This window comes from Bradyrhizobium sp. USDA 336, from assembly GCF_044908355.1.
GTDB lineage: Bacteria > Pseudomonadota > Alphaproteobacteria > Rhizobiales > Xanthobacteraceae > Bradyrhizobium > Bradyrhizobium yuanmingense.
The window spans coordinates 821,091-844,427 of sequence record NZ_JBIYDC010000002.1; the positions used below are offsets into that span (position 1 = coordinate 821,091).

At 64.1% G+C, this 23,337-nt stretch carries 22 protein-coding genes; 11 read left to right on the top strand and 11 right to left on the bottom strand.

What is annotated here, in order from left to right:
• Position 1 precedes the first annotated feature (1 nt).
• The 11 genes from ABIA45_RS04730 to ABIA45_RS04780 all read right to left on the bottom strand — a co-directional run bounded on the left by ABIA45_RS04730 (position 2) and on the right by ABIA45_RS04780 (position 10,556).
• Complete coding sequence (locus ABIA45_RS04730; protein ID WP_036027635.1) at positions 2-394, bottom strand: LIC12192 family sporadic carbohydrate cluster protein; 393 nt, start codon at positions 392-394, stop codon at positions 2-4.
• Complete coding sequence (locus tag ABIA45_RS04735; protein ID WP_404651197.1) at positions 387-1,193, bottom strand: sporadic carbohydrate cluster 2OG-Fe(II) oxygenase; 807 nt, start codon at positions 1,191-1,193, stop codon at positions 387-389. Before ABIA45_RS04735 ends, ABIA45_RS04730 begins: the two co-directional genes overlap by 8 nt.
• The gene (locus tag ABIA45_RS04740; RefSeq protein ID WP_271544542.1) at positions 1,190-2,308 is read right to left on the bottom strand and encodes a DegT/DnrJ/EryC1/StrS aminotransferase family protein; all 1,119 of its coding nucleotides are present in this window, start codon (positions 2,306-2,308) and stop codon (positions 1,190-1,192) included. The genes ABIA45_RS04735 and ABIA45_RS04740 overlap by 4 nt, the downstream gene beginning before the upstream one ends.
• Positions 2,298-3,404: a DegT/DnrJ/EryC1/StrS aminotransferase family protein gene (locus ABIA45_RS04745; protein WP_157280570.1), complete on the bottom strand. Its 1,107-nt coding sequence runs from the start codon at positions 3,402-3,404 to the stop codon at positions 2,298-2,300. Before ABIA45_RS04745 ends, ABIA45_RS04740 begins: the two co-directional genes overlap by 11 nt.
• 9 nt (positions 3,405-3,413) lie before the next feature.
• Entirely contained in the window at positions 3,414-4,373 is a 960-nt protein-coding gene (locus ABIA45_RS04750; RefSeq protein WP_036010951.1) for a transketolase family protein, read from the bottom strand.
• 10 nt (positions 4,374-4,383) lie between these two features.
• A complete protein-coding gene (locus tag ABIA45_RS04755) occupies positions 4,384-5,232 on the bottom strand; it encodes a transketolase (protein WP_404651200.1) in 849 nt (282 codons plus the stop codon).
• Entirely contained in the window at positions 5,207-6,244 is a 1,038-nt protein-coding gene (locus ABIA45_RS04760) for a phosphotransferase (protein ID WP_404651201.1), read from the bottom strand. Before ABIA45_RS04760 ends, ABIA45_RS04755 begins: the two co-directional genes overlap by 26 nt.
• A complete protein-coding gene (locus ABIA45_RS04765; protein ID WP_271544535.1) occupies positions 6,241-6,852 on the bottom strand; it encodes a hypothetical protein in 612 nt (203 codons plus the stop codon). Before ABIA45_RS04765 ends, ABIA45_RS04760 begins: the two co-directional genes overlap by 4 nt.
• A gap of 5 nt (positions 6,853-6,857) precedes the next feature.
• Positions 6,858-7,859, bottom strand: a complete 1,002-nt coding sequence (locus ABIA45_RS04770) for an NAD(P)-dependent oxidoreductase (RefSeq protein WP_271544532.1) — start codon at positions 7,857-7,859, stop codon at positions 6,858-6,860.
• 27 nt (positions 7,860-7,886) lie between these two features.
• Positions 7,887-9,452, bottom strand: coding sequence for a PfkB family carbohydrate kinase (locus tag ABIA45_RS04775; protein WP_157280567.1), 1,566 nt, complete (start codon positions 9,450-9,452; stop codon positions 7,887-7,889).
• Between the two features lie 87 nt (positions 9,453-9,539).
• Positions 9,540-10,556 (bottom strand): SDR family oxidoreductase, encoded by a 1,017-nt coding sequence (locus tag ABIA45_RS04780; protein WP_271544530.1) that lies wholly within the window; start codon positions 10,554-10,556, stop codon positions 9,540-9,542.
• Positions 10,557-10,722: 166 nt separating this feature from the next.
• On the opposite strand from ABIA45_RS04780, the gene ABIA45_RS04785 reads away from it, so the two are divergent.
• The 11 genes from ABIA45_RS04785 to rpoB all read left to right on the top strand — a co-directional run bounded on the left by ABIA45_RS04785 (position 10,723) and on the right by rpoB (position 23,210).
• Positions 10,723-11,310 (top strand): SIS domain-containing protein, encoded by a 588-nt coding sequence (locus ABIA45_RS04785; RefSeq protein ID WP_246732087.1) that lies wholly within the window; start codon positions 10,723-10,725, stop codon positions 11,308-11,310.
• A 12-nt stretch (positions 11,311-11,322) separates the two neighbouring features.
• On the top strand, positions 11,323-12,339 hold the full coding sequence (locus tag ABIA45_RS04790) for a lysylphosphatidylglycerol synthase transmembrane domain-containing protein (RefSeq protein WP_157280564.1): 1,017 nt from the start codon (positions 11,323-11,325) through the stop codon (positions 12,337-12,339).
• An 82-nt stretch (positions 12,340-12,421) separates the two neighbouring features.
• Positions 12,422-13,690, top strand: a complete 1,269-nt coding sequence (locus tag ABIA45_RS04795; RefSeq protein ID WP_157280563.1) for a class I SAM-dependent methyltransferase — start codon at positions 12,422-12,424, stop codon at positions 13,688-13,690.
• A gap of 329 nt (positions 13,691-14,019) precedes the next feature.
• Complete coding sequence (secE, locus tag ABIA45_RS04800) at positions 14,020-14,211, top strand: preprotein translocase subunit SecE (protein ID WP_007611620.1); 192 nt, start codon at positions 14,020-14,022, stop codon at positions 14,209-14,211.
• The gene (gene nusG, locus ABIA45_RS04805; RefSeq protein ID WP_018647229.1) at positions 14,211-14,765 is read left to right on the top strand and encodes a transcription termination/antitermination protein NusG; all 555 of its coding nucleotides are present in this window, start codon (positions 14,211-14,213) and stop codon (positions 14,763-14,765) included. The genes secE and nusG overlap by 1 nt, the downstream gene beginning before the upstream one ends.
• A gap of 129 nt (positions 14,766-14,894) precedes the next feature.
• Positions 14,895-15,323: a 50S ribosomal protein L11 gene (gene rplK / locus ABIA45_RS04810; protein WP_011088164.1), complete on the top strand. Its 429-nt coding sequence runs from the start codon at positions 14,895-14,897 to the stop codon at positions 15,321-15,323.
• Between the two features lie 6 nt (positions 15,324-15,329).
• Positions 15,330-16,022, top strand: coding sequence for a 50S ribosomal protein L1 (gene rplA / locus ABIA45_RS04815; protein ID WP_025037003.1), 693 nt, complete (start codon positions 15,330-15,332; stop codon positions 16,020-16,022).
• A gap of 90 nt (positions 16,023-16,112) precedes the next feature.
• Positions 16,113-17,066, top strand: coding sequence for a 2-hydroxyacid dehydrogenase (locus ABIA45_RS04820; protein WP_404651204.1), 954 nt, complete (start codon positions 16,113-16,115; stop codon positions 17,064-17,066).
• A 582-nt stretch (positions 17,067-17,648) separates the two neighbouring features.
• Positions 17,649-18,167 carry a 50S ribosomal protein L10 gene (gene rplJ, locus ABIA45_RS04825; protein WP_036010998.1) on the top strand — a complete coding sequence of 173 codons (519 nt, stop codon included), beginning with the start codon at positions 17,649-17,651 and terminating at the stop codon, positions 18,165-18,167.
• Between the two features lie 54 nt (positions 18,168-18,221).
• On the top strand, positions 18,222-18,602 hold the full coding sequence (gene rplL / locus ABIA45_RS04830) for a 50S ribosomal protein L7/L12 (RefSeq protein ID WP_036027614.1): 381 nt from the start codon (positions 18,222-18,224) through the stop codon (positions 18,600-18,602).
• 483 nt (positions 18,603-19,085) lie between these two features.
• The gene (gene rpoB / locus ABIA45_RS04835; RefSeq protein ID WP_158668572.1) at positions 19,086-23,210 is read left to right on the top strand and encodes a DNA-directed RNA polymerase subunit beta; all 4,125 of its coding nucleotides are present in this window, start codon (positions 19,086-19,088) and stop codon (positions 23,208-23,210) included.
• Positions 23,211-23,337 lie beyond the last annotated feature (127 nt).

Genomic DNA, 23,337 nt, shown 5'->3' on the forward strand with positions numbered 1-23,337 from the left:
GTCACAGGATGGTTGCGAACTTGTTGACGAGCAGGATGTCCTCGACGGCCTGGATGTCCTTCTGAGACGCCAGCGTGATCTCCTCGACCGCTGCATGGAGATCGCAGCCCTCGCGCAGCACGCGGTCGTAGATCTGCCGCCGCCGAGCCTCGTCGGGCGGCAGCATGAAAATGCTGTAGAGGATCAGCCCACGCAGCTGCGGCAGCTCGTCCAGGATGTCTTCCAGCACCATGTAGCTGCCGGGCATGGTGTGCTCGGCGGCGCTCAACAGATAGTGCAGGTTCTTGCGCCGCGCATAGTCGCGGATCACGATGTTCTGGACGTGCTGAGGGGTGCGGCTGCCGTTCAGCGGCCTGGCGCCGATATAGCCGCGGTGGCCGGCTCGTTCAGCCATGGAAGCCTCCCGGCAGCTTGTATTGCATCCCGACCCGGGTTGCGGGGCGCAGCAGGATCGGCTCGAAGAACTCGCCGAAGCGCTTGTCTGCGTAGGGCGACATAATGCTCTTGAAGCGGCAGTTCATGCTCCAGCGCGTGCCGGCTTCCTCGTTGACGCGATTGCCGTGCATCAGGGTCTGGTTGAACAGCATGACGTGACCGTAGGGAATCTCGATGAAGGTCGCGTGCGGCTTGATGGTCTTGTAGAGCTCTTCGGCGCTGCGCAAGGCCGCCATCCGGTCCTGCATCTCGCCGTTCAGGGACGGCGGCAGCAGATACATCGACTTGGTGCGGTGGACATCGACCAGGGGCACCCACACCACGACCTCGAACGGCGAGTCGCCCGACCAGACGTCGGAATGGGTGGCGAGCAGCGAAGAGCTGTCGCCGGGAAGCTGGATGCTAAGATTGACGCGGCGCTGCATGCAGAGCTCGTTGCCGACGATGGTCTCGATCGTCGAGCGCGCCAGGCGGAAATAGGTCGGGCGGAACCAGGGCTCGGCGTTCAGGCCGTTGAAGACGTGCAGCCGCAGGCCGTTGAGATCATCCACGCTCACCCGCGTGTGGATGGTGTCGAGCATCGCGTAGGGATCGTTGCTGTGCGGCAGCTTCAGATAGTCCGCCGCGAGCTCGGCAGCACGGCGCTGGATCCGGTCGAGCCCGGCGCTATCGTCGGCCGGGGTGGTGACGAAGCCATCGTCGATGAATCGCTGCGCCAGCGCCTGCTCGTCGGCGTGCAGGAAGTCCGTGTCCGTCATGCAAAATACTCCCGGGCGGTCGCGCAAATATAGCTGATGTCGGCGGCCGACAGGAACTGGTTGATGGGAAGCGTGAGGATCTGGTCCGCCTGCCGTTCCGTTACCGGGAACGCGCCGCGGCCATGGCCGAGATGCGCCGCTGCCGGCTGCAGGTGGATCGGGACCGGATAATGGATCGCGGTCTCGATGCCTTTGTCGGCAAGATATTTCTGGAAGTCGTTGCGACGCTCGGTCTGCACCACGAAAGTGTGGAAGGTGTTGAACTCGATGTTCCTGCAGGGCGGAATGAACAGGGGCAGCCCGGCGAGCTCGGCGCGGTATTGCGCGGCGTTGCGCCGCCGGCGTTCGATCACGGAAGGAAGGTGGCGCAGGCGGATGCGCAGCACCTCGGCCTGGAGCGTGTCGAGCCGCGACACGATCCCCCATTCCTGGACGTCGCTGCGGTTGATCAGGCCGTGATTGCGCAGCCGTCGGATTCTTGCGGAAAGCTCGGCGTCGGCAGTGACGAGGAAGCCGGCATCTCCGGCGGCATTGAGATTCTTCAAGGGGTGGGCGGAGAAGCAGCCGAAGGTGCCGATGGTGCCGCTCATCCGGCCGTCATAGGTCGAACCAACCGCCTGGGCGCTGTCCTCGATCACGGCGAGCGAGTGCTTGGCAGCGATCGCCATCAGCGGAGCCATGTCGGCCATGCGTCCGGTCAGATGCACCGGCATGATCGCCTTGGTCCGCGGCGTGACGGCGGCCTCGACCGCGGCCGGGTCGATGTTCTGGTCCGGCAGCACGTCCGCAAACACCGGCGTGGCGCCGACCGCGATGATCGCGGCGGTCGATGCCACGAACGAATTCGGCGGCGTGATCACCTCGTCGCCGGGACCGATGTCGAGAGCCCGCATGGCGAGGATCAGCGCGTCGGTGCCCGAATTCAGCGTCACGACATGCGGTGAGCCGAGATACGCGGACAATTCTTCTTCGAGCTTTCCAACCGCGGCGCCGCCGATGAAGTCGCCGCGGGAAAACACGCCCTCGACCGCCTGCAGGATCTCGGTGCGCTCTTCCTCGAACTGCGCGGGAAGATTGACGTAGCCGATGCGCCGGCGGCCGGTGTCAACGTCCATGGCAGAACTTCCTGACGGTCTCGATGACGCGGTCCTGCTGGGCGCGCGTCAGGTGCTGGTCGACCGGGAAGCTGATGACTTCCTTGGCGTGGCGGTCGGTGACCGGGAACGTGCCCGGCGCGTAGCCGAGATGCTTCAGGCCTTCCTGCTGGTACAGCGGGATGGGATAGTGGATCTTGGCCTCGATGCCGTTGTCCAGGCAATATTTGTAGAGCTCGTCGCGACGTTCGGCGAACACCATGTAGAGATGGTAGACGTGCTTCACGTTGGGACGGCGCGGCGGGACGCGCAGGCCGGGCAGGCCGGCGAGACCCGCGTCGTAATAGGCCGCATTTTCGATTCTGCGGCGCGTGATCTCGCTGGTCTGGCCGATCAGCCAGTTGCCGACCACGGCCTGCAAGGAATCGAGCCGCGAGTTGCAGCCGAGGATCGCGATCTCGTCGCGGTTCTTCATGCCGTGGTTGCGGATCAGGCGGAGCTTTTCGTTCATGCCGTCGTCATTGGTGACGACGACGCCGGCATCGCCCCAGACGTTGAGGTTCTTGAGCGGATGCAGCGAGAAGCCGGCCGCGATGCCGTGGGTGCCGGAGCGTTTTCCCGCAAACTCCGACAGGATGCCCTGGCAGGCGTCCTCGACCACCGGCAGGTTGTGGCGCTGCGCGATCGGCATCAGCTTGCCCATGTCGGTGACCTCGCCGGTCAACTGGACCGGCATGATCGCCTTGGTCTTCTCGGTGATGGCAGCCTCGACTTGGTCCACGTTCATGCAGAAGGAATCGTCGCAATCGACCAGGACAGGCGTCGCGCCGGTTTCCGCGATCGCGCCGACCGTGGCGATGAAGGTGTTCGCGGCGGTGATGACCTCGTCGCCATGACCGATGCCGAGCGCCTTGAGCGGCAGCTTGAGCGCGTCGGTGCCGGATCCGACGCCGATGGCATGACGGACGCCGATCAATTCGGCGAAGCGTTTCTCGAATTCGGCGACGGGCTTGCCAAGGGTGAAGTCACCGGTCGCAACCAGCCGGCCGATCTCGGCGAGGATCGGTGCGGGATCCGCGAATTGCTCGAGCAGATAGGAATATCGAACGTCGTACATGTGACCACGTCAGGTGGAATGAAGTTGAGGTGAGGGGGTGTGCGACGCCGCGAGCGCATGCTCGATCGAGGTCGCAATGGCGCCAGCGGAGAGCCCGTGCTTCTTCAGCAGCGAGTCCTGCGAGCCGTAATTGTGCATGAAGCGGTCGGGCAGCGACAGCCGCAGCATCGCAGGGAAACCGGAGCCGAGCTTGTCGATCAGCGCCTCCGCGACCGCGCTGCCGAGGCCGCCGGAGGGCACGTGCTCCTCCAGCGTTGCCACGAGCCTGGTGCCGCGGATAGCCTGCAGCAGCGCTGCGGTATCGAGCGGTTTCACCGTATGCATGTGCAGGATGCCGGCGCGAATGCCTTGCGCGGCCAGCAGGTCGGCTGCGGCGAGGGCGCGCTGGAGCATGATGCCGGTGGTCACCATGAGGACGTCGCCGGGCGGCCGCATCAGGATGGCTTTGCCGATCTCAAAGCCGTGCTCGGCCTTGGACACGATGGCATCGCCGCCCTTGCCGAGCCGGATGTAGATCGGGCCCTTCCAATCCAGCGTCTGCTCCATCATGCGCGCGGCCTCGTCGGCGTCGCACGGGCAGATCACCGTCATGTTGGGTAGCGCCCGCATGATGGCGATGTCCTCGATCGCCTGGTGCGTGGGACCGAGCGGCGCATAGACGAGGCCGCCGCCATTGGCGATCAGCCGTACCGGCAGATTGTGCAGGCAGAGATCGACCGCGACCTGCTCGTAGCAGCGGCGGGTGAGGAAGGTCGCAATGGTGTTGACGTAAGGCACGAAGCCCTCCATCGCGAGACCTGCCGACATGCCAATGATATGCGCTTCCGAGATGCCCTCGATCAGGTGGCGCTTGGGAAACTCCTTGCTCATCGCGCGCAGCGTGCCGGCACCCGGATCGGAGCCGATGTAAAGCACACGCTCGTCGCGCGCGGCGAGCTTGTGGACCATGTTCATCGCGGTGTTGCGCATGGGGAGCCGATCAAAAATCGCCGACGGCGACGCGAATGGCGTCGAGCTCGCTGTCGGTCAGCTTGTTCTTGTGATGCCAATCGGCATTGGATTCCGCAGCCGGAAGACCCTTGCCCTTGACGGTATGGCAGATGATGGCGGTGGGCTTGCCGGCAACGGCCGGGAGCTGCTTCAGGACCATGCGCAGTGCGCCGACGTCGTGGCCGTTGACCTCCTGCACTGCGAAGCCGAAGCTGCGCCACTTGTCCGCGAGCGGCTCCAGCGGCAGCACGTAGTCGGTGGGGCCGTAGCTCTGCAGCTTGTTGTAGTCGATCAGCGCGACGAGGTTGTCGAGGCCGTGCTTGGTCGCGCCCATCGCCGCTTCCCACACCGATCCCTCGTTGATCTCGCCGTCGCCGAGCAGCACGAAGGTGCGGTAGCTGCGCTCGCGCATGCGGGCGGCGAGCGCAAGGCCGACGCCGATCGAGAGGCCATGTCCGAGCGCGCCGGTCGAGGCCTCGACGCCGGGCACCATGCCGTATTCGGGATGCCCGCCCAGAATGCTGTCGGAACCGCAAAAGCCGTCCAGCTCCGACAGCGGGAAGAAGCCGCGGTCGGCCAATAGCGCATAGAGCGCCAGACATCCGTGTCCCTTGCTGAGGATGGCGCGGTCGCGATCGGGATCGCCCGGGTTCTTCGGGTCGATCCGCAGCACGTCGTCGTAGAGCACGCGGACCATCTCGATCAGCGACAGGGCAGGCCCGACATGGCCGCGTCCTGCGGAGCGGACCGAACCGAGGACCAGGCGGCGCAAATAGAGGCTCCGCTCGTCCAGCGTGCAGGTGAGAGCAGCTTCAGCGTGGGGTGAGATCTGGATCACGTTGGCAAATCGTTTGGTGGAGCCGACGGGCTTTGTCGAGCTGGCCGGCAAGGCGGACCGTCAGATCGCCACCTTGCGCAGCCAGGGCACGCCGGGAGCGGCTTTCCGGCAAATAGGCATTCAGGACAATCAGGCACCAAATCGCCCCGAACACAGGATACAGTACGTCAAGGCGGACCGCAAACGCGTCATCCCCAGCCGCGAAGGCGCGCGAGAGCCGCTCGATCAATCGGTTCGCATCAGCCACGGGCAGACCGCTGCCGGGGTGAATCGCGGTGTCGGACACGAGCTTGACCGGGTCGTCCCAGCCGAAATACTCGAAGTCGATGAAGCGCAATTTGCCGTCGTCGGTGCGCAGTGCGTTGTGCAGTCCGCAATCCGACGGGCTCAATGCACGTCGGGCGGGCGCAAGGTCCGCGGCGGGATCCAGGCCCCGTTCCGCGTAGCGCCGCCGGAGTTGCCGGATCGCGACGGCAGCGGTGGGAACAAGGCTGCCGTCCATGAACGCGCGCAAGTGCGGATGATCATCCGAAGCCCGCCTCAGGTCGTCCAGGCGTTGCTCGTACTGGGCGATGGCCGCCTCGGCCGAGAAGATGCTGGCTGACGCATTCCGCAGAGTCTGCGCGCCTTCAGCGTCGTGCAGCTTTTGCAGCTCGATCAGGAAATCGGCCAACTGGTCGGCGTCGTCGGGCTGCGGATGCAGGACCGCGGGTTCACCGTCTAACCATTGATACAGCGCACAGAACGCGGCCGGATCTTTTGCGATCGGCCGCGGCGTCGCATTGATGCCGTGGCGCGAGAGAAACGAGAGCGCGTCATACTCCTGTCCCAGCCGATCGCGCCCGTCGGACGGGTAGTGCTTGAGGGCGAGGGGCGGGCCTTCCGCCATCTCCAGCCGAAACACCCGGTTGTTGCCGCCGGCCCGCGCCGGTTGCGCCGCCGCGACCCGCGCCCCGGAGAGGCGGCTGCCGATCGAGACCGCATCCTGTACGCTGAGGTCCGGCTGGCTCATGCCCCGAACACTCCGCGGTGGATATCGGCCCAGGTCGCGAGCGGCTCGCAATGCGCCGGATACGGCGGCTGCGACTGCGTGAACAGGATCGATCGCGTCGCCTTCGGAAAATGCGGCTGCTCGAAGACGTCGACGAGATCGTCAATAAAGATGTCGAGCTGTAGGCTTGCCAACCGCTCGACCTTGGCCGCCAGCGTGTCCTCGAAATGGACATTGCCCGCCGAGATCGCCGCGTCGGCGGTGTCGATGAGGCCCGCGCTCTTCAGCCAGCCACGCGCAGCCTCGCGCAAGTCGACCCGATCGGGATCCTGATGGCCGAACTGCGTCTTGTGGCTGACGATATGGACGCTCGCGCCGGCCTTTCGGCACGCGGCAAGGAACTCGCGGACGCCAGGGTTGATCTCGGCGCCGCCGATTCCCTTGCCGTAGACGAAGCCCTGCAGCCCCTGCCAGGCAAGCTCGCCGCCGGCGCGGGATCGCAAGAAATCCCGCACGTCGGTCTTCAGCCCGTCCCAGCCCTCCGGCACCAGCCCGCGCTGGCGCGCGGCGGCGGCAAAGACCTTGTCGTAGCAGATGATCGTGTTGTCGAAATCGATGCCGATCCGCACGCCGCTCACTTCAGGCTGATGTTCTGCATCATCTTGATGTTGAAATACCTGGGATCGTTGAGCGAGTTCGGCAGGCGGCCCGCCCTGAAGGCGTCCACGAGGCCGGACACGGCTTGCTCGATCGTGTGCGTCGGCGCAAAGCCGAGCTCGCGGCGGATCTTCTCCGACGAGACGTGGTAGGAGCGGAGATCGTCGGTCGGCTCGACGGCCACGTCGACATTGTTGCCGACCACCGATTTGACGATGTCGGCGATCTTCATCAGCGAGTGGTTTTCGTAGCCGATGTTGTAGGTCTTGCCGTCGATCTTCGCATCATCCTGCTGCAGCAGGAACAGATAGGCCGCCGTCATGTCCTGGATGTGCAGATTGGGCCGCTTCTGCGTTCCGCCGAACACGCGGATGCGGCCGGTGTTGACGGCCAGATTGGTCAGGATGTTGACGACGACGTCGAGCCGCTGCCGCGGAGCGTAGCCGCAGACGGTGGCGGGGCGAACCGTGCAGGTGACGAAGCCGGACGCGGCCTCGTCGGCAAGATCGGTCTCGCACATCGCCTTGAACTTGGAGTAGTCGGTGAGCGGCTCGCAGGACAGCTCCTCGGTCACCTCGGCCTCATCCTTGATGCCGTAGACGCTCGAGGAGGAGGCGTAGATGAAGCGCTTGATACCCGCCTTCTTCGCGGCGCGCACCATCGGACGGAAGCAGTCGTAGTTGATGGACTTGCCGAGTGCCGGGTCCAGCTCGAACGAGGGATCGTTGGAGATGCAGGCGAGGTGGATCACCGCGTTGTTGCCGCGCAGGGCCTCGTTGACCGCGGCCTCATCGCGGATGTCGCCCTTGATCAGGCGGAGGTTCGGATTGTCACGAACGGCATCGAAGACGTCCTGGCCATACATGAACAAGTCGAGCACGGTGACCTTGTGGCCCGCGGCAAGCAATTGCGGAACCAGCACGCTGCCGACGTAGCCGGCGCCACCGGTGACCATCACATTCCATTTCCGATCAATCACTGTCGTTCTCCGGATTCTTCGATCGCGCTACTTCAACAACGCGGTGACGAACTTGACCAGCGGCGCCTTCTCGACCGAGTTGCGGTGACCGACGATGCCGACCTTGATCGCGCCCGCCGCATTGCCGATGAAGGCGACGTCCTCGATGTTGCCGCCGGCCGCCACCAGCGGCGCCGTGATTGTCAGGAAGGCATCGCCCGCACCGACGGTGTCGACGACGGTCTTGGTGAAAGCAGGGACGCGCGCAACGCCGGTCTTCGACGAGAAGGGGTAGCAGCCGAAGGAGCCGTGCGTGATGATCATGTTATCGCAATCGATCTTGCGATGCAGGCCGCCCTCGATCACCGATGCGATGTCGTTGAACTTGTCGGTGGCGGCCAGGCGCGCTTCCGGTGCGTCGATGCAGATGTAGTCGGCCCGCGGATACTTCGTGATCAGGTTGTAGCCGTGGTTGCCGCTGTTGCTCTGGGCGTTGACGGCCAGGAACTTGGAATTCGCGATCAAGGCGTCGATCGTGCTGGATGCGATCATGCCGTGACCGAAATCGGTGACGATGACGACGTCGGCCCCGCGGACGCGCTCGGCGGTGACGCGGTCGATCTCCGTGCGCGCGGCCTCGTCGAGCGGCGTGTCGTCCATCGTGTAGACTTCGAACAGCTTGTGCAGGTAGCCCATCTCGACGTACCGCAGCTTGCGGGTGGTCGGACGGCTCTGAACGCGGATCGGCGTGAGCGTGACGTTCGGGCGGATATGCGCGCGGATGAACTCTTCGGGGTAGTCGTTGCCACCCAGCGTCGTGACGATCTCGACAGATTTGCAGAAGCTTGCGACGTGATTGGCCGCGGCAATGACGCCGCCGGCAAACTGCTCGCCGTTCTTGAGCAGGGTCGCGACGATGTTCTCCTTGGAGGCCTTCCCGAGCGCCGTGACGTATTGGTATTCGTCGATGATGGTGTCGCCGACCAGCACGACGTGCATGTCCTGGATCTTGTCGATCAGCTTCAGCAGCCGTTCGGCGCCGCCTCCATCGCGCACCTTCTGGAGGTAGTCGCGCAGCGGGGGATCGTAGATGTCGAAATAGCGGTTCAGCAGCGACGACGAGCTGAACGTCACGTCCCGCGTGAAGACGATGCGCCCGCCGTGACGCTCGACCGCCTCGCGCTCCACCGCGATCTTGCCGGTCACGTCATCCTCGGGATTCTCGTAGTCCGAGCCCTTCACGTAGATGTCGGGGCGCACGGTATCGAGGACCGGCTCGGCGCTGGAGGTCTGATTGATGCCGACCCAGTCGACCGTGCCGAGCGCGGCCAGCATCTCGGCGCGCATGTTCTCCGGAAAGATCGGCCGTCCCGGGCCCTTGTTGACGTAACGGTCCGCAGTGATGGTCACCACGACGACGTCGGCCTCGTTGCGGGCTGCCAGGATGTGCCGGACGTGACCGAGATGCACCAGATCGAACACGCCGTGGCAGAGCGCAACGGTCAGGCCCTCAGCCTGCGCGGCGCGCACAATCTCGCCGAGCTCCTCGATCGTCTTGATCTTCTCGTGCGGTGCCGGATGGCCGGCCGGCCTGTCTGTCGCAGCATTACCCATGTGAATGACCCAAGGCGCCGGACGGTCTCAGTTGGCCGGCCCGGACGTGATCGGCTGGCGGCAAAATTGGGGGGTGAACGAATCTGCTCAACGGCTTGCCTTCTGCGGGGCGACCTTGTCGTCACCGAGATATTTGAACCAGTCCTTGGTGGCGTCGGCGATCTTGTCCACCGTCCAGAGCGGAGCGTCCTTGTACTGGTCCATCGACTTCAACATCGTCGCGACGCCGTCCTCGAACTTCACCTTCGGCGCCCATTTCAGGACCCGCTTGATCTTGCTGATGTCGGCGTAGGTGCAGTCGGGCTCGCCCGGGCGCTTGGGAATGTGGACCTTGTCGCCGCCGAGAAGCTCGACCAGGCGGTTCACGCTGTAGGTGTTGTCCGAGCCGACATTGAAGATCTCGTGCGAGACGTCGGAGCGCGCAGCGGTCACGAAGGCATCGGCGACGTCGCTGACGAAGGTGAAGTCGCGCGTCTGCTCGCCGTCGCCGACCACCGTGAAGGGCTTGCCCGCGAGCTTCTGTGCCATGAACACGCCGAACACGGCCCCGTAGGTGCCGGTGGTGCGATGGCGCGGTCCGAACACGTTGAACAGGCGCAGCGCCACGGCAGGCAGCTTGTAGACCTGGCACCAGTGCATGACGCATTGCTCGCCGAGATTCTTGGTGAGCGCGTAGGGATACATCGGCCGGATCTCGGCACTCTCCGGCGTGGGATAGACATCCGGAATGCCGTAGCAGGAGGAGGAAGCCGCATAGATGAAGCGGCTGGCGCCCGCGTGCCGCGCCGCTTCGAGAACGTTGACCGTGCCATCGACATTGGCGCGATGATAGGGGATCGGTGATTCGATCGAGGGTACGATGTCCGCCAGCGCGGCGAGATGGAAGACCCAATCCACCCCGTGGAAATACGGTTTGATCGCGTCGAGGTCGGTGACGTCAGCCCGCACGACCTTCAACTGGCTCGAACCGGCGCGTGCGGCGAGGTTTTCAGCGCGTCCGATCACGAAATTATCGAGCGCAATGACCTCATGGCCGTCATCGAGCAGGCGATCGACGAGGTGACTTCCAATGAACCCGGCGCCGCCAGTAACAATGCATTTCATGGGGAACATCCGTGACGCGAATGCCCAGCGCAATAGGCCCGCCAATGTTGAGTGAAACCCGAAAAGCCGACTATCAGCCGCCCGCAAACTTTGCAAGTATTATACCTTTGCAATCCTTGGTAATAGCCGGTATCACCCGGTAATGTTGCAATCGAGCCGTCAGCCCATGCCTGCCGAATCCGTCGATCCCGATCACAAGGCTTTCCTCGACGATTACGTGGGGCGCCTGCATCGCGCGACGGCGGTCGACGACGGTATTTTTGCGAGGATCTCCGCGACGCGCGCGTCCTGGTTGCGCACGCGCGAGCAGGGCGGTCGCGTCATCTTCATCGGCAACGGCGGGTCGGCCGGCATCGCTTCGCATCTGGCGATCGATCTGGCGAAGAATGCGTCGGTGCCCGCTCTCTGCTTCAGCGATGCGAGCATGATGTCGTGCCTTGCCAACGATTATGGGTTCGAGGACTGGATCGCGCACGCCGTGCGGCTGAACGCGCGCGCCGGCGATTGCCTCGTCGCGATCAGCTCGTCGGGGCGTTCGAAGAACATCCTCAACGCGGTCGCGCGGGCGCGCAAGATGAAGCTCGACGTGATCACGTTGTCGGGCATGAACGCGGACAATCCGCTGCGCAATCTCGGCGACGTCAATTTCTGGGTCGACAGCCGCAGCTACAACATTGTCGAGACCACGCACCAGTTCTGGATGATGGCCGCAATCGACCTCGTCATCGGTCGCGCGGAATATCCGGCGTCCTGAGGCGGGCATCCGATGCAGTCGCGATTCAAGCATGCGGCCCTGTTTTCGGTGAAGCTGCTGCTGTCGATCGCCGTGCTGGTCTACATCGCGCGTGGCCTCGACCTGCGCCAGCTGCGCGACCATCTCGTCTCGGTCGATCCGGTCCTGTTCGTCGTCGCGCTTGCGCTGATCTTCGTCCAGACCTTCGTGCTCAACGGCCGGTGGGAGCTGATCATGCGCGCGCTCGGCGTGTCGCTGGATTGGCTCGCCGGCTGGCGGATACTGATGACCAGCCTCTGGTTCAATCAGGTGTTGCCGTCATCGGTCGGCGGTGACGCGGTGCGGATCTGGCTACTGCGCCAACGCGGCGTGCAGTGGCCGGAGGCGGTCAAGGGCGTTGCAGCCGACCGCTTCACGGCATTGATCGGACTGGTCGTGCTGATGGTGGCCGGATTGCCGTTTCTGCTGTCGCGCGTGTCGAATCACGCTGCGATCCTGGCGATCGGCGGACTGACGGTGGCCGGCGTCGCCGGTACGCTGGTCCTGTTGACGCTGGACCGTCTGCCGAAACGCTTCATCGCGCTTCCCGCGATCGCGAGCTTCGTGCGGTTCGGAACGCTGGTCAGGTTTTTGCTCCTGCAGTCCGAGCGCCGTGCGCTGCTGTTCGGATCGGCGCTCCTCATCCATCTCGTCACCGCCGCGGCCTGCTACACCTTGGCGCGCGGTGTCGGAGCGCAGCTCTCTGTCCTCGATGCCGGCATCCTGATTCCGCCGGTGGTGCTGTTGACGGCGGTCCCCATCTCGATCAGCGGCTGGGGCGTTCGCGAGGGAGCGATGGTCGCCTGCCTGGGTCTGGCGGGTGTGTCGTCCGAGCAGGCGCTGTCGGTATCGCTCCTGCTGGGCGCCATCAGCGTGATCATCGGGCTCGTCGGTGGCGTAATCTGGCTGGCAAGTCCGGAGCGCGGCTCGTATTCGGCCGACAAGGTGGCCAAGGCAGCGGAGGACGCGCCCAGCTACGGGCTGGGCAACGAGGCCTCGAGCCACCCATGACCCGCTTGAGCCCGTTGCCGATCTGGTCTTCACAGGGTGGGATTATCCCACTCGCGCGCGTATCTCATTCTTCGGTTGCACGATGAAAAACCTGTTCTACGTCCGCAATACTTGCCGCCTCTGTCATTCCGACAAGCAAGAGCTGGTCGTCCCGATGGCAGGCATGCCGATCGGCACGCCGAACTTCCAGGTGCCGAACGCCAGCGTCGACGATCCCGTTTTCCGCGCTGCGGTGCCGATGGCGCTGCATCTGTGCCGGGACTGCGGCCACCTCCAGATCCTCCATGTAGGCAATCCGGAGATCCAGTACCGAAACTACGTCTATACCACCTCGCTCTCGCTCGGCTTGCGCGAGCATTTCGCTACCTATGCCGACGACGTCGTCAGCCGTTTCGGCATTGCGCCGGGTTCGCTGGTGGTCGAACTCGGCAGCAATGACGGATCGCTGCTCGGCTTCTTCAAGGAGCGGGGGATGCGGGTGCTGGGTGTTGATCCCGCCGTCGACATCGCGCGGCGCGCCACGGAGGCGGGCATCGAGACCATCGGCGATTTCTTCACCGATGCCGTTGGTCGCCGCATCCTGCAGAGCCATGGCGCGGCGAGCGTCGTGATCGCCAACAACATGATCGCCAATGTCGACAATCTGGATCCGCTGGTGATCGGGGTTCGCGACGTGCTCGCACCGGACGGATTGTTCGTCTTCGAAACGCAATACGGCGTCGACGTCACCGAGAAGAACCTGCTCGATACCGTCTATCACGAGCATCTGTCGTATTTTAACATCAAGCCGCTGATCCGTTTCTTCGCCCGGCTGGGCATGGAGCTGATCGACGTCCAGCACATCTGGACCAAGGGCGGTTCGATCCGCGTGACCGTGCAGCGCGCCGGCGGCGCCAAGAAACCGTCGGCAGAGGTCGCGCGTTTCGTTGCCGAAGAGGAGCGGCTCGGTGTCGATCAGCCGGCTTATTACGCGCCCTATGTGAAGAGGATCGCCGCCATCCGCGACGAATTGGTCGCGATGGCCGATGCCGCCCATGCGCGCGGTCAGCTGGTCGCCGGCTATGGCGTCTCCGTGGGCACCACGACCCTGCTGCCGCAGTTCGGCCTGGAGAACAAGATCGACTTCCTCGTGGACGACGATCCCAACAAGGGGAAGGTGATGGCCGGCCCCGGCTATGACATCCCGATCCTGCCGCCTGCCGCCCTCTACGAGCGCAAGCCGGCGTTCGTCGTGGTCTTCGCCTGGCGCTATGTCGACCCGATCCGGGCCAAGCACGCCCGCTATTTCGCCGAAGGCGGGAAGTTCGTGGTGCCGCTGCCGGGGATTTCCATGGTCGACCGGGCCGACTGACGGCTGCCGGCTCCCGATAGCCTTGCCGGGGATGGCGCGTTCCGGGCGGTCGACAAGTCCTTGATCCGCATGGCTTCTGCACGGGCGTCCGGGGAAGGGCGGCCTGCTGGCGCGACCTCTCTATACCTTGACCTTTGGCCGCATCCGCAGTAGATACCCCGCACTCGCAGCCGGCCCGTTAGACGCGGATTTCCGGCGCGGCCTTGAAATCCCCGAACAATCGAGCCCGGTTTCCGGCTCATCCTTCGAGACAGAGGGCTGAGCCAACGGCGGCTGTTCGGATCCCTGAAATTCATTTGCGTCTGTCGACGGACGCTGGACCTCAAGCGATGGCAGTCAGCCCGTTCAAGTTCTTGCAGGAAGTGCGCTCGGAGACTGCCAAGGTCACCTGGCCGACCCGCCGTGAGACCACGATCACCACCATCATGGTGTTCGTGATGGTCGCCGTGGCCTCGATCTTCTTCTTCGCCGCCGATCAGATCATCCGCTACCTCATCACCTTCCTCCTGGGCATTCACTGATGGCAACAGCAACCGCTCAAGTGTCCGACAAGCGCTGGTACATCGTCCACGCCTATTCGAACTTCGAGAAGAAGGTCGCCGAATCGATCCGCGAGCAGGCCAAGCAGCGCGGGCTCGAGGAGCTGTTCGAGCTGGTGCTGGTTCCAACCGAGAAGGTCACGGAAGTGCGCCGCGGCCGCAAGATCGACGCCGAGCGCAAGTTCTTCCCCGGCTACGTGCTGGTGAAGATGAAGCTGACCGACGAGGCGTTCCATCTGATCAAGAACACGCCGAAGGTCACGGGCTTCCTCGGCGCCGAGAACAAGCCGATGCCGATCTCGGAAGCCGAGGCCATGCGCATCCTGCACCAGGTGCAGGAGGGCGTGGAACGGCCGAAGGCGTCGGTGTCGTTCGAGATCGGCGAGAACGTGCGCGTGGCCGATGGCCCGTTCGCCTCGTTCTCGGGTGTGGTCGAGGAAATCGACGAGGCGCGCTCGCGTGTGAAGGTCGCCGTGTCGATCTTCGGCCGCGCGACGCCGGTCGAGCTGGAATTCGGTCAGGTCGAGAAGGTCTGATCGGGTAACGCGGGAGGCTTCGGTCTCGCGCAACAAGAGGCCGTGGGAGGGAGGGGCGGTTGCCAGCCGCATCCCACCCAGACCACGAACCTGAAACCGCCGGTCCTGCCGGCACAACAGGAGTGATACATGGCAAAGAAAGTGACCGGATACCTGAAGCTTCAGGTCCCGGCCGGTGCGGCGAATCCCTCGCCCCCGATCGGTCCCGCGCTCGGTCAGCGCGGTCTCAACATCATGGAGTTCTGCAAGGCGTTCAACGCCCAGACCCAGAAGGAAGAGAAGAACACCCCGATCCCGGTGATCATCACCATCTATGCGGACCGTTCCTTCACCTTCGAGATGAAGACGCCGCCGATGTCCTACTTCCTCAAGCAGGCTGCAAAGATCCAGTCCGGCTCGAAGGCGCCGGGCCGTGACAAGGCCGGCAAGGTGACCAAGGCGCAGGTGCGCGAGATCGCCGAAAAGAAGATGAAGGACTTGAATTGCGACACCATCGAATCGGCCATGAAGATGGTCGAGGGCTCGGCCCGTTCGATGGGTCTGGAAGTTGCGGGGTAAGCGGCCATGGCAATCGGAAAGCGTTTGAACAAAGCCCGCGAAGGCATTGACCGCGAAAAGCTTTACCCGCTCGCGGACGCCATCAAGATGGTCAAGGAACGCGCGAAAGCGAAGTTCGACGAGACCATCGAGGTCGCGATCAATCTCGGCGTCGATCCGCGTCACGCCGACCAGATGGTCCGCGGTGTCGTGACCCTGCCGAACGGCACCGGCCGTACGCTCCGCGTCGGCGTGTTCGCCCGCGGCGCCAAGGCCGATGAAGCCAAGGCCGCCGGTGCCGACGTCGTCGGCGCCGAGGACCTGGTCGAGAAGGTGCAGAACGGCACGATCGATTTCGACCGCTGTATCGCCACCCCCGACATGATGCCGCTGGTCGGCCGCCTCGGTAAGGTGCTGGGCCCGCGCGGTCTGATGCCGAACCCGAAGATCGGTACCGTGACCATGGACGTCACCGGTGCGGTGAAGGGCGCCAAGGGCGGCTCGGTCGAGTTCCGCGTCGAGAAGGCCGGCATCCTGCAGGCCGGCGTCGGCAAGGCCTCGTTCTCCGAGGAGAAGCTGGTCGAGAACATCAAGGCTCTGGCTGACGCTGTCTCCAAGGCGAAGCCGGCCGGCTCCAAGGGCACCTACATCCAGCGCGTTGCGGTGTCCTCGACGATGGGCCCGGGCGTGAAGGTCGAGCCGGGCACCATTCTCGGCTGAGGTTTGGAAATTGCATGAGGCGAGGGGCGGGATCGGGTGACCGATTCCGCCCCTCGTCGTTTGTGGCGGCGCTCTTCGGAAACAACAACAATGGCTGACAAGGTCCTGATCTACTCGCGCTTTCCCAAGTCGATGATGGCGCGCTTCGCCGAGCGGTTCGAGCTGCTCGACACCGGCGGCAAGCCCGTGCGGGAGGTGTTTCCGGCGGAGGAGCTGGGCGGCATCCGCGCACTGCTGACTGCTGGCGGCTCGCCACTCGGTGCGGAGGCGATGGACCTGTTTCCGAATCTCGGCGCCATCGTCTGCTATGGGACTGGCTATGATGGCGTCGACCTGAAGGCGGCGGCCAGCCGGAACATCGCGGTCGGTCACAGCCCCGGTGCCAATGCGGCTTCCGTCGCCGACATCGCGATGACCTTGATGCTGGCGACGACCCGGCGGATTTTGGTGGCCGACCAATATGTCCGCAGCGGCGATTGGGCGGCCTCGAAACAGTCGCCGATGATGCGTCCCCAGGCCGGCATGCCCGGCCGCCGCATCGGCATCTACGGCATGGGTGAGATCGGCCGCAAGATCGCCGCGCGCTGTGCTGCTTTCGAGAGCGAGGTCGGCTATTTCAGCCGCACTCGGTACGATCTGCCCTATCAGTACTTTCCGACTCTGGAGGCGCTCGCCGATTGGTGCGGCGTCCTGATGATCGCGGTGCGGGCAGGGGCCGAGACCCAGCATGTCGTCAACGCCGATATCCTCAGGCGCCTCGGGGCGGAGGGCTACGTCGTCAACATCTCCCGCGGCTCCGTCATCGACGAGAAGGCGCTGGTCGCGGCGCTCACCGACAAGACCATCGCGGGGGCGGGCCTCGACGTCTTCGAGAAGGAACCGCACGCGCCTGACTCCCTGACCGAACTCCCCAACGTAGTGTTCGCCCCGCATATCGGCGGCCACACCCTGGATTCGCACATCGCCATGCAGAACTGCGTGCTGGCCAACCTGACCGCGTTCTTCGAGGGCAAACCGCTGCCGTATCGGGTCAAATCAGCCTGAATCGGCCCTTGTTGGGCCATCTCAAGCCCAACCGCCAATCGATTGGAACTGGTGTGAATTTTGCTCTTGGCAAGCAGGCTCCGAGCGGTTAAAGAACCGCCTCCGGACGTGCCGGCCTCGGCTGGCGCGTTCGTGCACGCATTCCGAAAACCGACACGACAGGAGATCATTCCTTTTCAGGACGTCCGTGAGGATTTGCCCGAAAAGGAAGGAAGATCCGTCTTTTGGCAGGGATGCGAGCAGAGGTCGGGCGGTTCGCCGGCTGACCTCGTCCTGTCCAAGACTGCAGGCGCCCGCGGGGAATTTCGATTCCTCAACGGCTTAATCGCATGGCCTGCATAGACGGGTGAAGACCGGATTTCACTTCGCATCCAGCTTTAAGGGCTGGTTTTGCGAAACGGGTCTGGTTCGGACCTCGACACGCCGTGGGCCCTTGGGCTCCCGGAGGGCAGGCTTTGAATTGTCGTCTTGCCCGGCGTGTCCGATGGGTTTTTGGCCCGGAGGTTCAGGTTTGGGCGGGACGATGGGTGCAACCCGGCGGTCCCGCTTCTCGCGATGACCGCCAACCGGAGAGAGCTTGCTGTGGAACGAGCGGCAAAAAAAGAAGCGGTCGAACAGCTCAACGAGGTCTTCAAGACCACGAGCGTCGCGATCGTTGCTCAATATTCCGGCCTCACCGTCGCCCAGATGCAGAAGCTGCGCCAGCAGATGAAGCAGGCGGGTGCCGCGGTGAAGGTCTCGAAGAACCGTCTCGCCAAAATTGCTCTTGAAGGCACTGACGTCGTTGCCATCGGCCCCATGCTGAAGGGGCCGACCGTGATCGCGACTTCGAACGATCCGGTAGCGGCGCCAAAGGTCGCCATCGAATTCGCCAAGGCGAACGAAAAGTTCGTCATCGTCGGCGGATCGATGGGGAAGACCGTCCTGAATGTCGACGGCGTGAAGGCGCTTGCCTCGCTGCCGTCGCTTGACGAACTGCGCGGCAAGATCGTCGGCCTCATCGTGGCCCCGGCGACCAAGCTGGCCCAGCTCGCCAACGCGCCCGCGGGCAAGCTCGCGCGCGTCATCCAGGCTCATGCCTCAAAGGGCGAAGCGGCCTGACGCCCTTCGCAAAACTCAAACCCGAACCAGACTTACAGTTAAGGAAACTGAACAATGGCTGACCTGCAGAAGATCGTTGACGACCTCTCGAGCCTGACCGTGCTCGAAGCTGCCGAACTCGCGAAGCTCCTCGAAGAGAAGTGGGGCGTCTCGGCTGCCGCGGCTGTCGCCGTGGCCGGCCCGGCTGCTGGCGGCGGCGGTGCTGCCGCTCCGGCGGAAGAGAAGACCGAGTTCACGGTCGTTCTCGCCAGCGCCGGCGACAAGAAGATCGAGGTCATCAAGGAAGTCCGCGCCATCACCGGTCTCGGCCTGAAGGAAGCAAAGGACCTCGTCGAGGGTGCTCCGAAGCCGCTGAAGGAAGGCGTGAACAAGGACGAAGCCGACAAGATCAAGGCCCAGCTCGAGAAGGCTGGCGCCAAGGTCGAGCTCAAGTAAGCACTGCTTACTGGCGGGATCCCGGGCAGGCAACAGCTCTGCCCGGGATCCTAGTCCCCCTTCGAGAGGGTGGACCGGAATGCAAAAGGCGTGCGACGGAACGATCCGACGCAGGCCAAACACGAAAAAGTGTGGGGATTTGAGGGTTTGACCCTCGAATCTGCACTATTGTCGCCCCATATCGGGTCGGCAGCACGAAAGCGCGGTGGGCAGGGATGCCGGATTTCCCTGTAAGCCGTTGGGAGAGCAGGCTATTTCGGGCTTTTGCAGTCCGTGAAGATGATCGTTGTGACGGGCGGGCGCGCATCTGCGCCCCGCGCGTCGTTTTGCGTTTTGAAGGTCTGAAGAACAGATTCAGGACATCGGCGCCTGAAACTGCGTCTCCGGCCCCCCAAGACGGGTTCGAAAATTCAACCCGGAAAGCGGTGGCAGCCGCGGTCCGGACGGTGCGCCCAGGGCGGGCGACGAAAATGAGAGGCCACGATGGCGCAGCAGACATTCACCGGTCGCAAACGCGTTCGCAAGTTCTTCGGACACATCAAGGAAGTCGCCGAGATGCCGAACCTCATCGAGGTTCAGAAGGCGTCCTATGACCAGTTCCTGATGGTGGACGAACCCCAGGGCGGACGTCTCGACGAGGGTCTGCAGGCGGTGTTCCGCTCGGTGTTTCCGATCTCCGACTTCTCCGGCACCTCGATGCTGGAATTCGTCCGCTACGAGTTCGAGCAGCCGAAATACGACGTCGACGAGTGCCGCCAGCGCGGCATGACCTTCGCTGCGCCCCTCAAGGTGACGCTGCGCCTCATCGTGTTCGATATCGACGAGGAAACCGGCGCGAAGTCGGTGAAGGACATCAAGGAGCAGGACGTCTACATGGGCGACATCCCGCTCATGACGATGAACGGCACCTTCATCGTCAACGGCACCGAGCGCGTCATCGTCTCGCAGATGCACCGTTCGCCCGGCGTGTTCTTCGACCACGACAAGGGCAAGACCCATTCCTCGGGCAAGCTGCTGTTCGCCGCCCGCGTCATCCCGTACCGCGGCTCCTGGCTCGACATCGAGTTCGACGCCAAGGACATCGTCTATGCGCGTATCGACCGTCGCCGCAAGATTCCGGTGACGTCGCTGATGTTCGCCCTCGGCCTCGACGGCGAGGCGATCCTGTCCACGTTCTACAAGAAGATTCTCTACAAGCGGACCAAGGAAGGCTGGCGCGTTCCGTTCGACGCCAACCGCTTCCGCGGCTACTCCACGGTCAACGACCTGATCGATGCCGACACCGGCAAGGTCGTGCTCGAGGCCGGCAAGAAGCTCACCGTCCGCGCCGCCCGCCAGCTCCAGGAGAAGGGGCTGAAGGCGCTGCGCATGGCCGACGAGGAGCTGGTCGGCAATTACGTCGCCGAGGATCTCGTCAACCCCAAGACCGGTGAGATCCACGCCGAGGCCGGTGAGGAGATCACCGACAAGCTGATGAAGGCGCTCAACGAGCAGGGCTACAAAGAGCTGCCGCTGCTCGACATCGACCACGTCAATGTCGGCCCCTACATCCGCAACACGCTCTCGGCCGACAAGAACATGACGCGCGAGGACGCGCTGTTCGACATCTACCGCGTGATGCGTCCGGGCGAGCCGCCGACGCTGGAATCGGCGCAGGCCATGTTCCAGTCGCTGTTCTTCGACGCCGAGCGCTACGACCTCTCCGCGGTCGGCCGCGTCAAAATGAACATGCGCCTCGACCTCGATGCGCCCGATACCCAGCGCACGCTGCGCAAGGAGGACATCCTCTCCGTCATCAAGACGCTGGTGGATCTGCGCGACGGCAAGGGCGAGATCGACGACATCGACCATCTCGGCAACCGCCGCGTGCGTTCGGTCGGCGAGCTCATGGAGAACCAGTATCGCATCGGCCTGTTGCGCATGGAGCGCGCGATCAAGGAGCGCATGTCCTCTGTCGACATCGACACGGTCATGCCGCAGGACCTGATCAACGCCAAGCCGGCGGCCGCCGCGGTGCGCGAGTTCTTCGGCTCCTCGCAGCTGTCGCAGTTCATGGACCAGACCAACCCGCTCAGCGAGATCACCCACAAGCGCCGCCTCTCGGCGCTCGGACCGGGCGGTCTCACCCGCGAGCGCGCCGGCTTCGAGGTGCGCGACGTGCATCCGACGCATTACGGCCGCATCTGCCCGATCGAGACGCCAGAAGGTCCGAACATCGGCCTGATCAACTCGCTCGCGACCTTCGCGCGCGTGAACAAGTACGGCTTCGTCGAGACGCCGTATCGCAAGGTCAAGGATGGCCGTGTCACCGACGAGGTCGTGTACCTGTCGGCGATGGAGGAAGGGCGCTATTCCGTGGCCCAGGCCAACGTGCCGGTCGACGCCAAGGGCCGCTTCACCGAAGACCTCGTGGTCTGCCGCTCGAGTGGCACCCGCGACGTCGTGCCGATGACGCCCGACAAGGTCGACTACATGGACGTGTCGCCGAAGCAGCTCGTTTCGGTCGCCGCGGCGCTGATCCCGTTCCTCGAGAACGACGACGCCAACCGCGCGCTGATGGGCTCGAACATGCAGCGCCAGGCGGTGCCGCTGGTTCGCGCCGAGGCGCCGTTCGTCGGCACCGGCATGGAGGGCGTGGTTGCCCGCGACTCGGGCGCTGCGATCGCGGCGCGCCGTTCGGGCGTGATCGACCAGATCGATGCGACCCGCGTCGTCATCCGCGCCACGGAAGATCTCGATCCGACCAAGTCGGGCGTCGATATCTACCGCCTCATGAAGTACCAGCGCTCCAACCAGTCGACCTGCATCAACCAGCGTCCGCTGGTGAAGGTCGGCGACGTCGTCAAGAAGGGCGACATCATCGCCGACGGTCCCTCGACCGATCTCGGCGAGCTCGCGCTCGGCCGCAACGTGCTGGTCGCGTTCATGCCGTGGAACGGCTACAACTTCGAAGACTCGATTCTGCTCTCCGAGCGGATCGTGAAGGAGGACGTCTTCACCTCGATCCACATCGAGGAGTTCGAGGTGATGGCCCGCGACACCAAGCTCGGACCTGAGGAAATCACCCGCGACATTCCGAACGTCTCGGAAGAAGCGCTGAAGAACCTCGACGAAGCCGGTATCGTCTACATCGGCGCGGAAGTGCGCGCCGGCGACATCCTGGTCGGCAAGATCACGCCGAAGGGCGAAAGCCCGATGACGCCGGAAGAGAAGCTGCTGCGCGCCATTTTCGGCGAGAAGGCGTCCGACGTCCGCGACACCTCGCTGCGCGTTCCCCCGGGCGTGCAGGGCACCATCGTCGAAGTCCGCGTGTTCAACCGCCACGGCGTCGACAAGGACGAGCGTGCGCTGGCGATCGAGCGGGAGGAGATCGAGCGCCTCGCCAAGGACCGCGACGACGAGCAGGCGATCCTGGACCGTAACGTCTACAACCGTCTTGCCGAGCTGCTCGAGGGGCGGCAGGGCATTGCAGGTCCCAAGGGCTTCAAGAAGGACACCAAGATCACCCGTGCGGTGCTCGAGGAGTATCCGAAGTCGCAATGGTGGCTGTTCGCTTCGCCGAACGACAAGCTGATGGCCGAGATCGAGGCCATGCGGAAGCAGTACGACGAGTCGAAGAAGGGGCTCGAACAGCGCTTCCTCGACAAGGTCGAGAAGCTTCAGCGCGGTGACGAATTGCCGCCCGGCGTGATGAAGATGGTCAAGGTCTTCGTCGCGGTGAAGCGCAAGATCCAGCCCGGCGACAAGATGGCCGGCCGCCACGGCAACAAGGGCGTGGTGTCGAAGATCGTGCCGATCGAGGACATGCCGTTCCTCGAAGACGGCACGCATGCCGACATCGTGCTCAATCCGCTCGGCGTGCCTTCGCGCATGAACGTCGGACAGATCCTCGAGACCCATCTCGGCTGGGCCTGCGCCGGCCTCGGCAAGCGTATCGGCCAGACTGTCGATGCGTACCTGTCGAAGCAGGACATCAAGCCGCTGAAGGAGACCTTGAAGAAGGTCTACGGCGAGGACGAGACGATCAAGTCACTCAACGACAACGAGCTGCTCGAACTCGGCCATAACCTCAGCCGCGGCGTGCCGATCGCAACCCCGGTGTTCGACGGTGCCAAGGAAGCCGATATCGAGGAGATGCTGAAGCTCGCCGGTCTCGACGCTTCGGGTCAGTCGACCGTCTATGACGGCCGCACCGGCGATCCGTTCGATCGCAAGGTGACGGTGGGCTACATCTACATGCTCAAGCTGCACCATCTGGTCGACGACAAGATCCATGCGCGTTCGATCGGTCCGTACTCGCTCGTCACCCAGCAGCCGCTGGGCGGCAAGGCGCAGTTCGGCGGCCAGCGCTTCGGCGAAATGGAGGTTTGGGCGCTCGAGGCTTACGGCGCGGCGTACACGCTCCAGGAGATGCTGACGGTGAAGTCGGACGACGTCGCCGGCCGTACCAAGGTGTACGAGGCGATCGTGCGCGGCGACGATACGTTCGAGGCCGGTATTCCGGAATCGTTCAACGTGCTGGTCAAGGAAATGCGCTCGCTCGGCCTCAACGTCGACCTGCACAACTCCAAGATGGGACCGGCGCCGACGTCGGAAGCGGCCGAGTAGTTCGACCTGTCATGCCCGGCCTCCGCGGCCGGGCATCGGCGCCCCGCCCGAGGCCTTGAGGGCAGGGCGCCATGCAGAAGTGATTTTCGAATTTGCGGCCGGAGGCGACCGGCACGCGAGGAGAAGA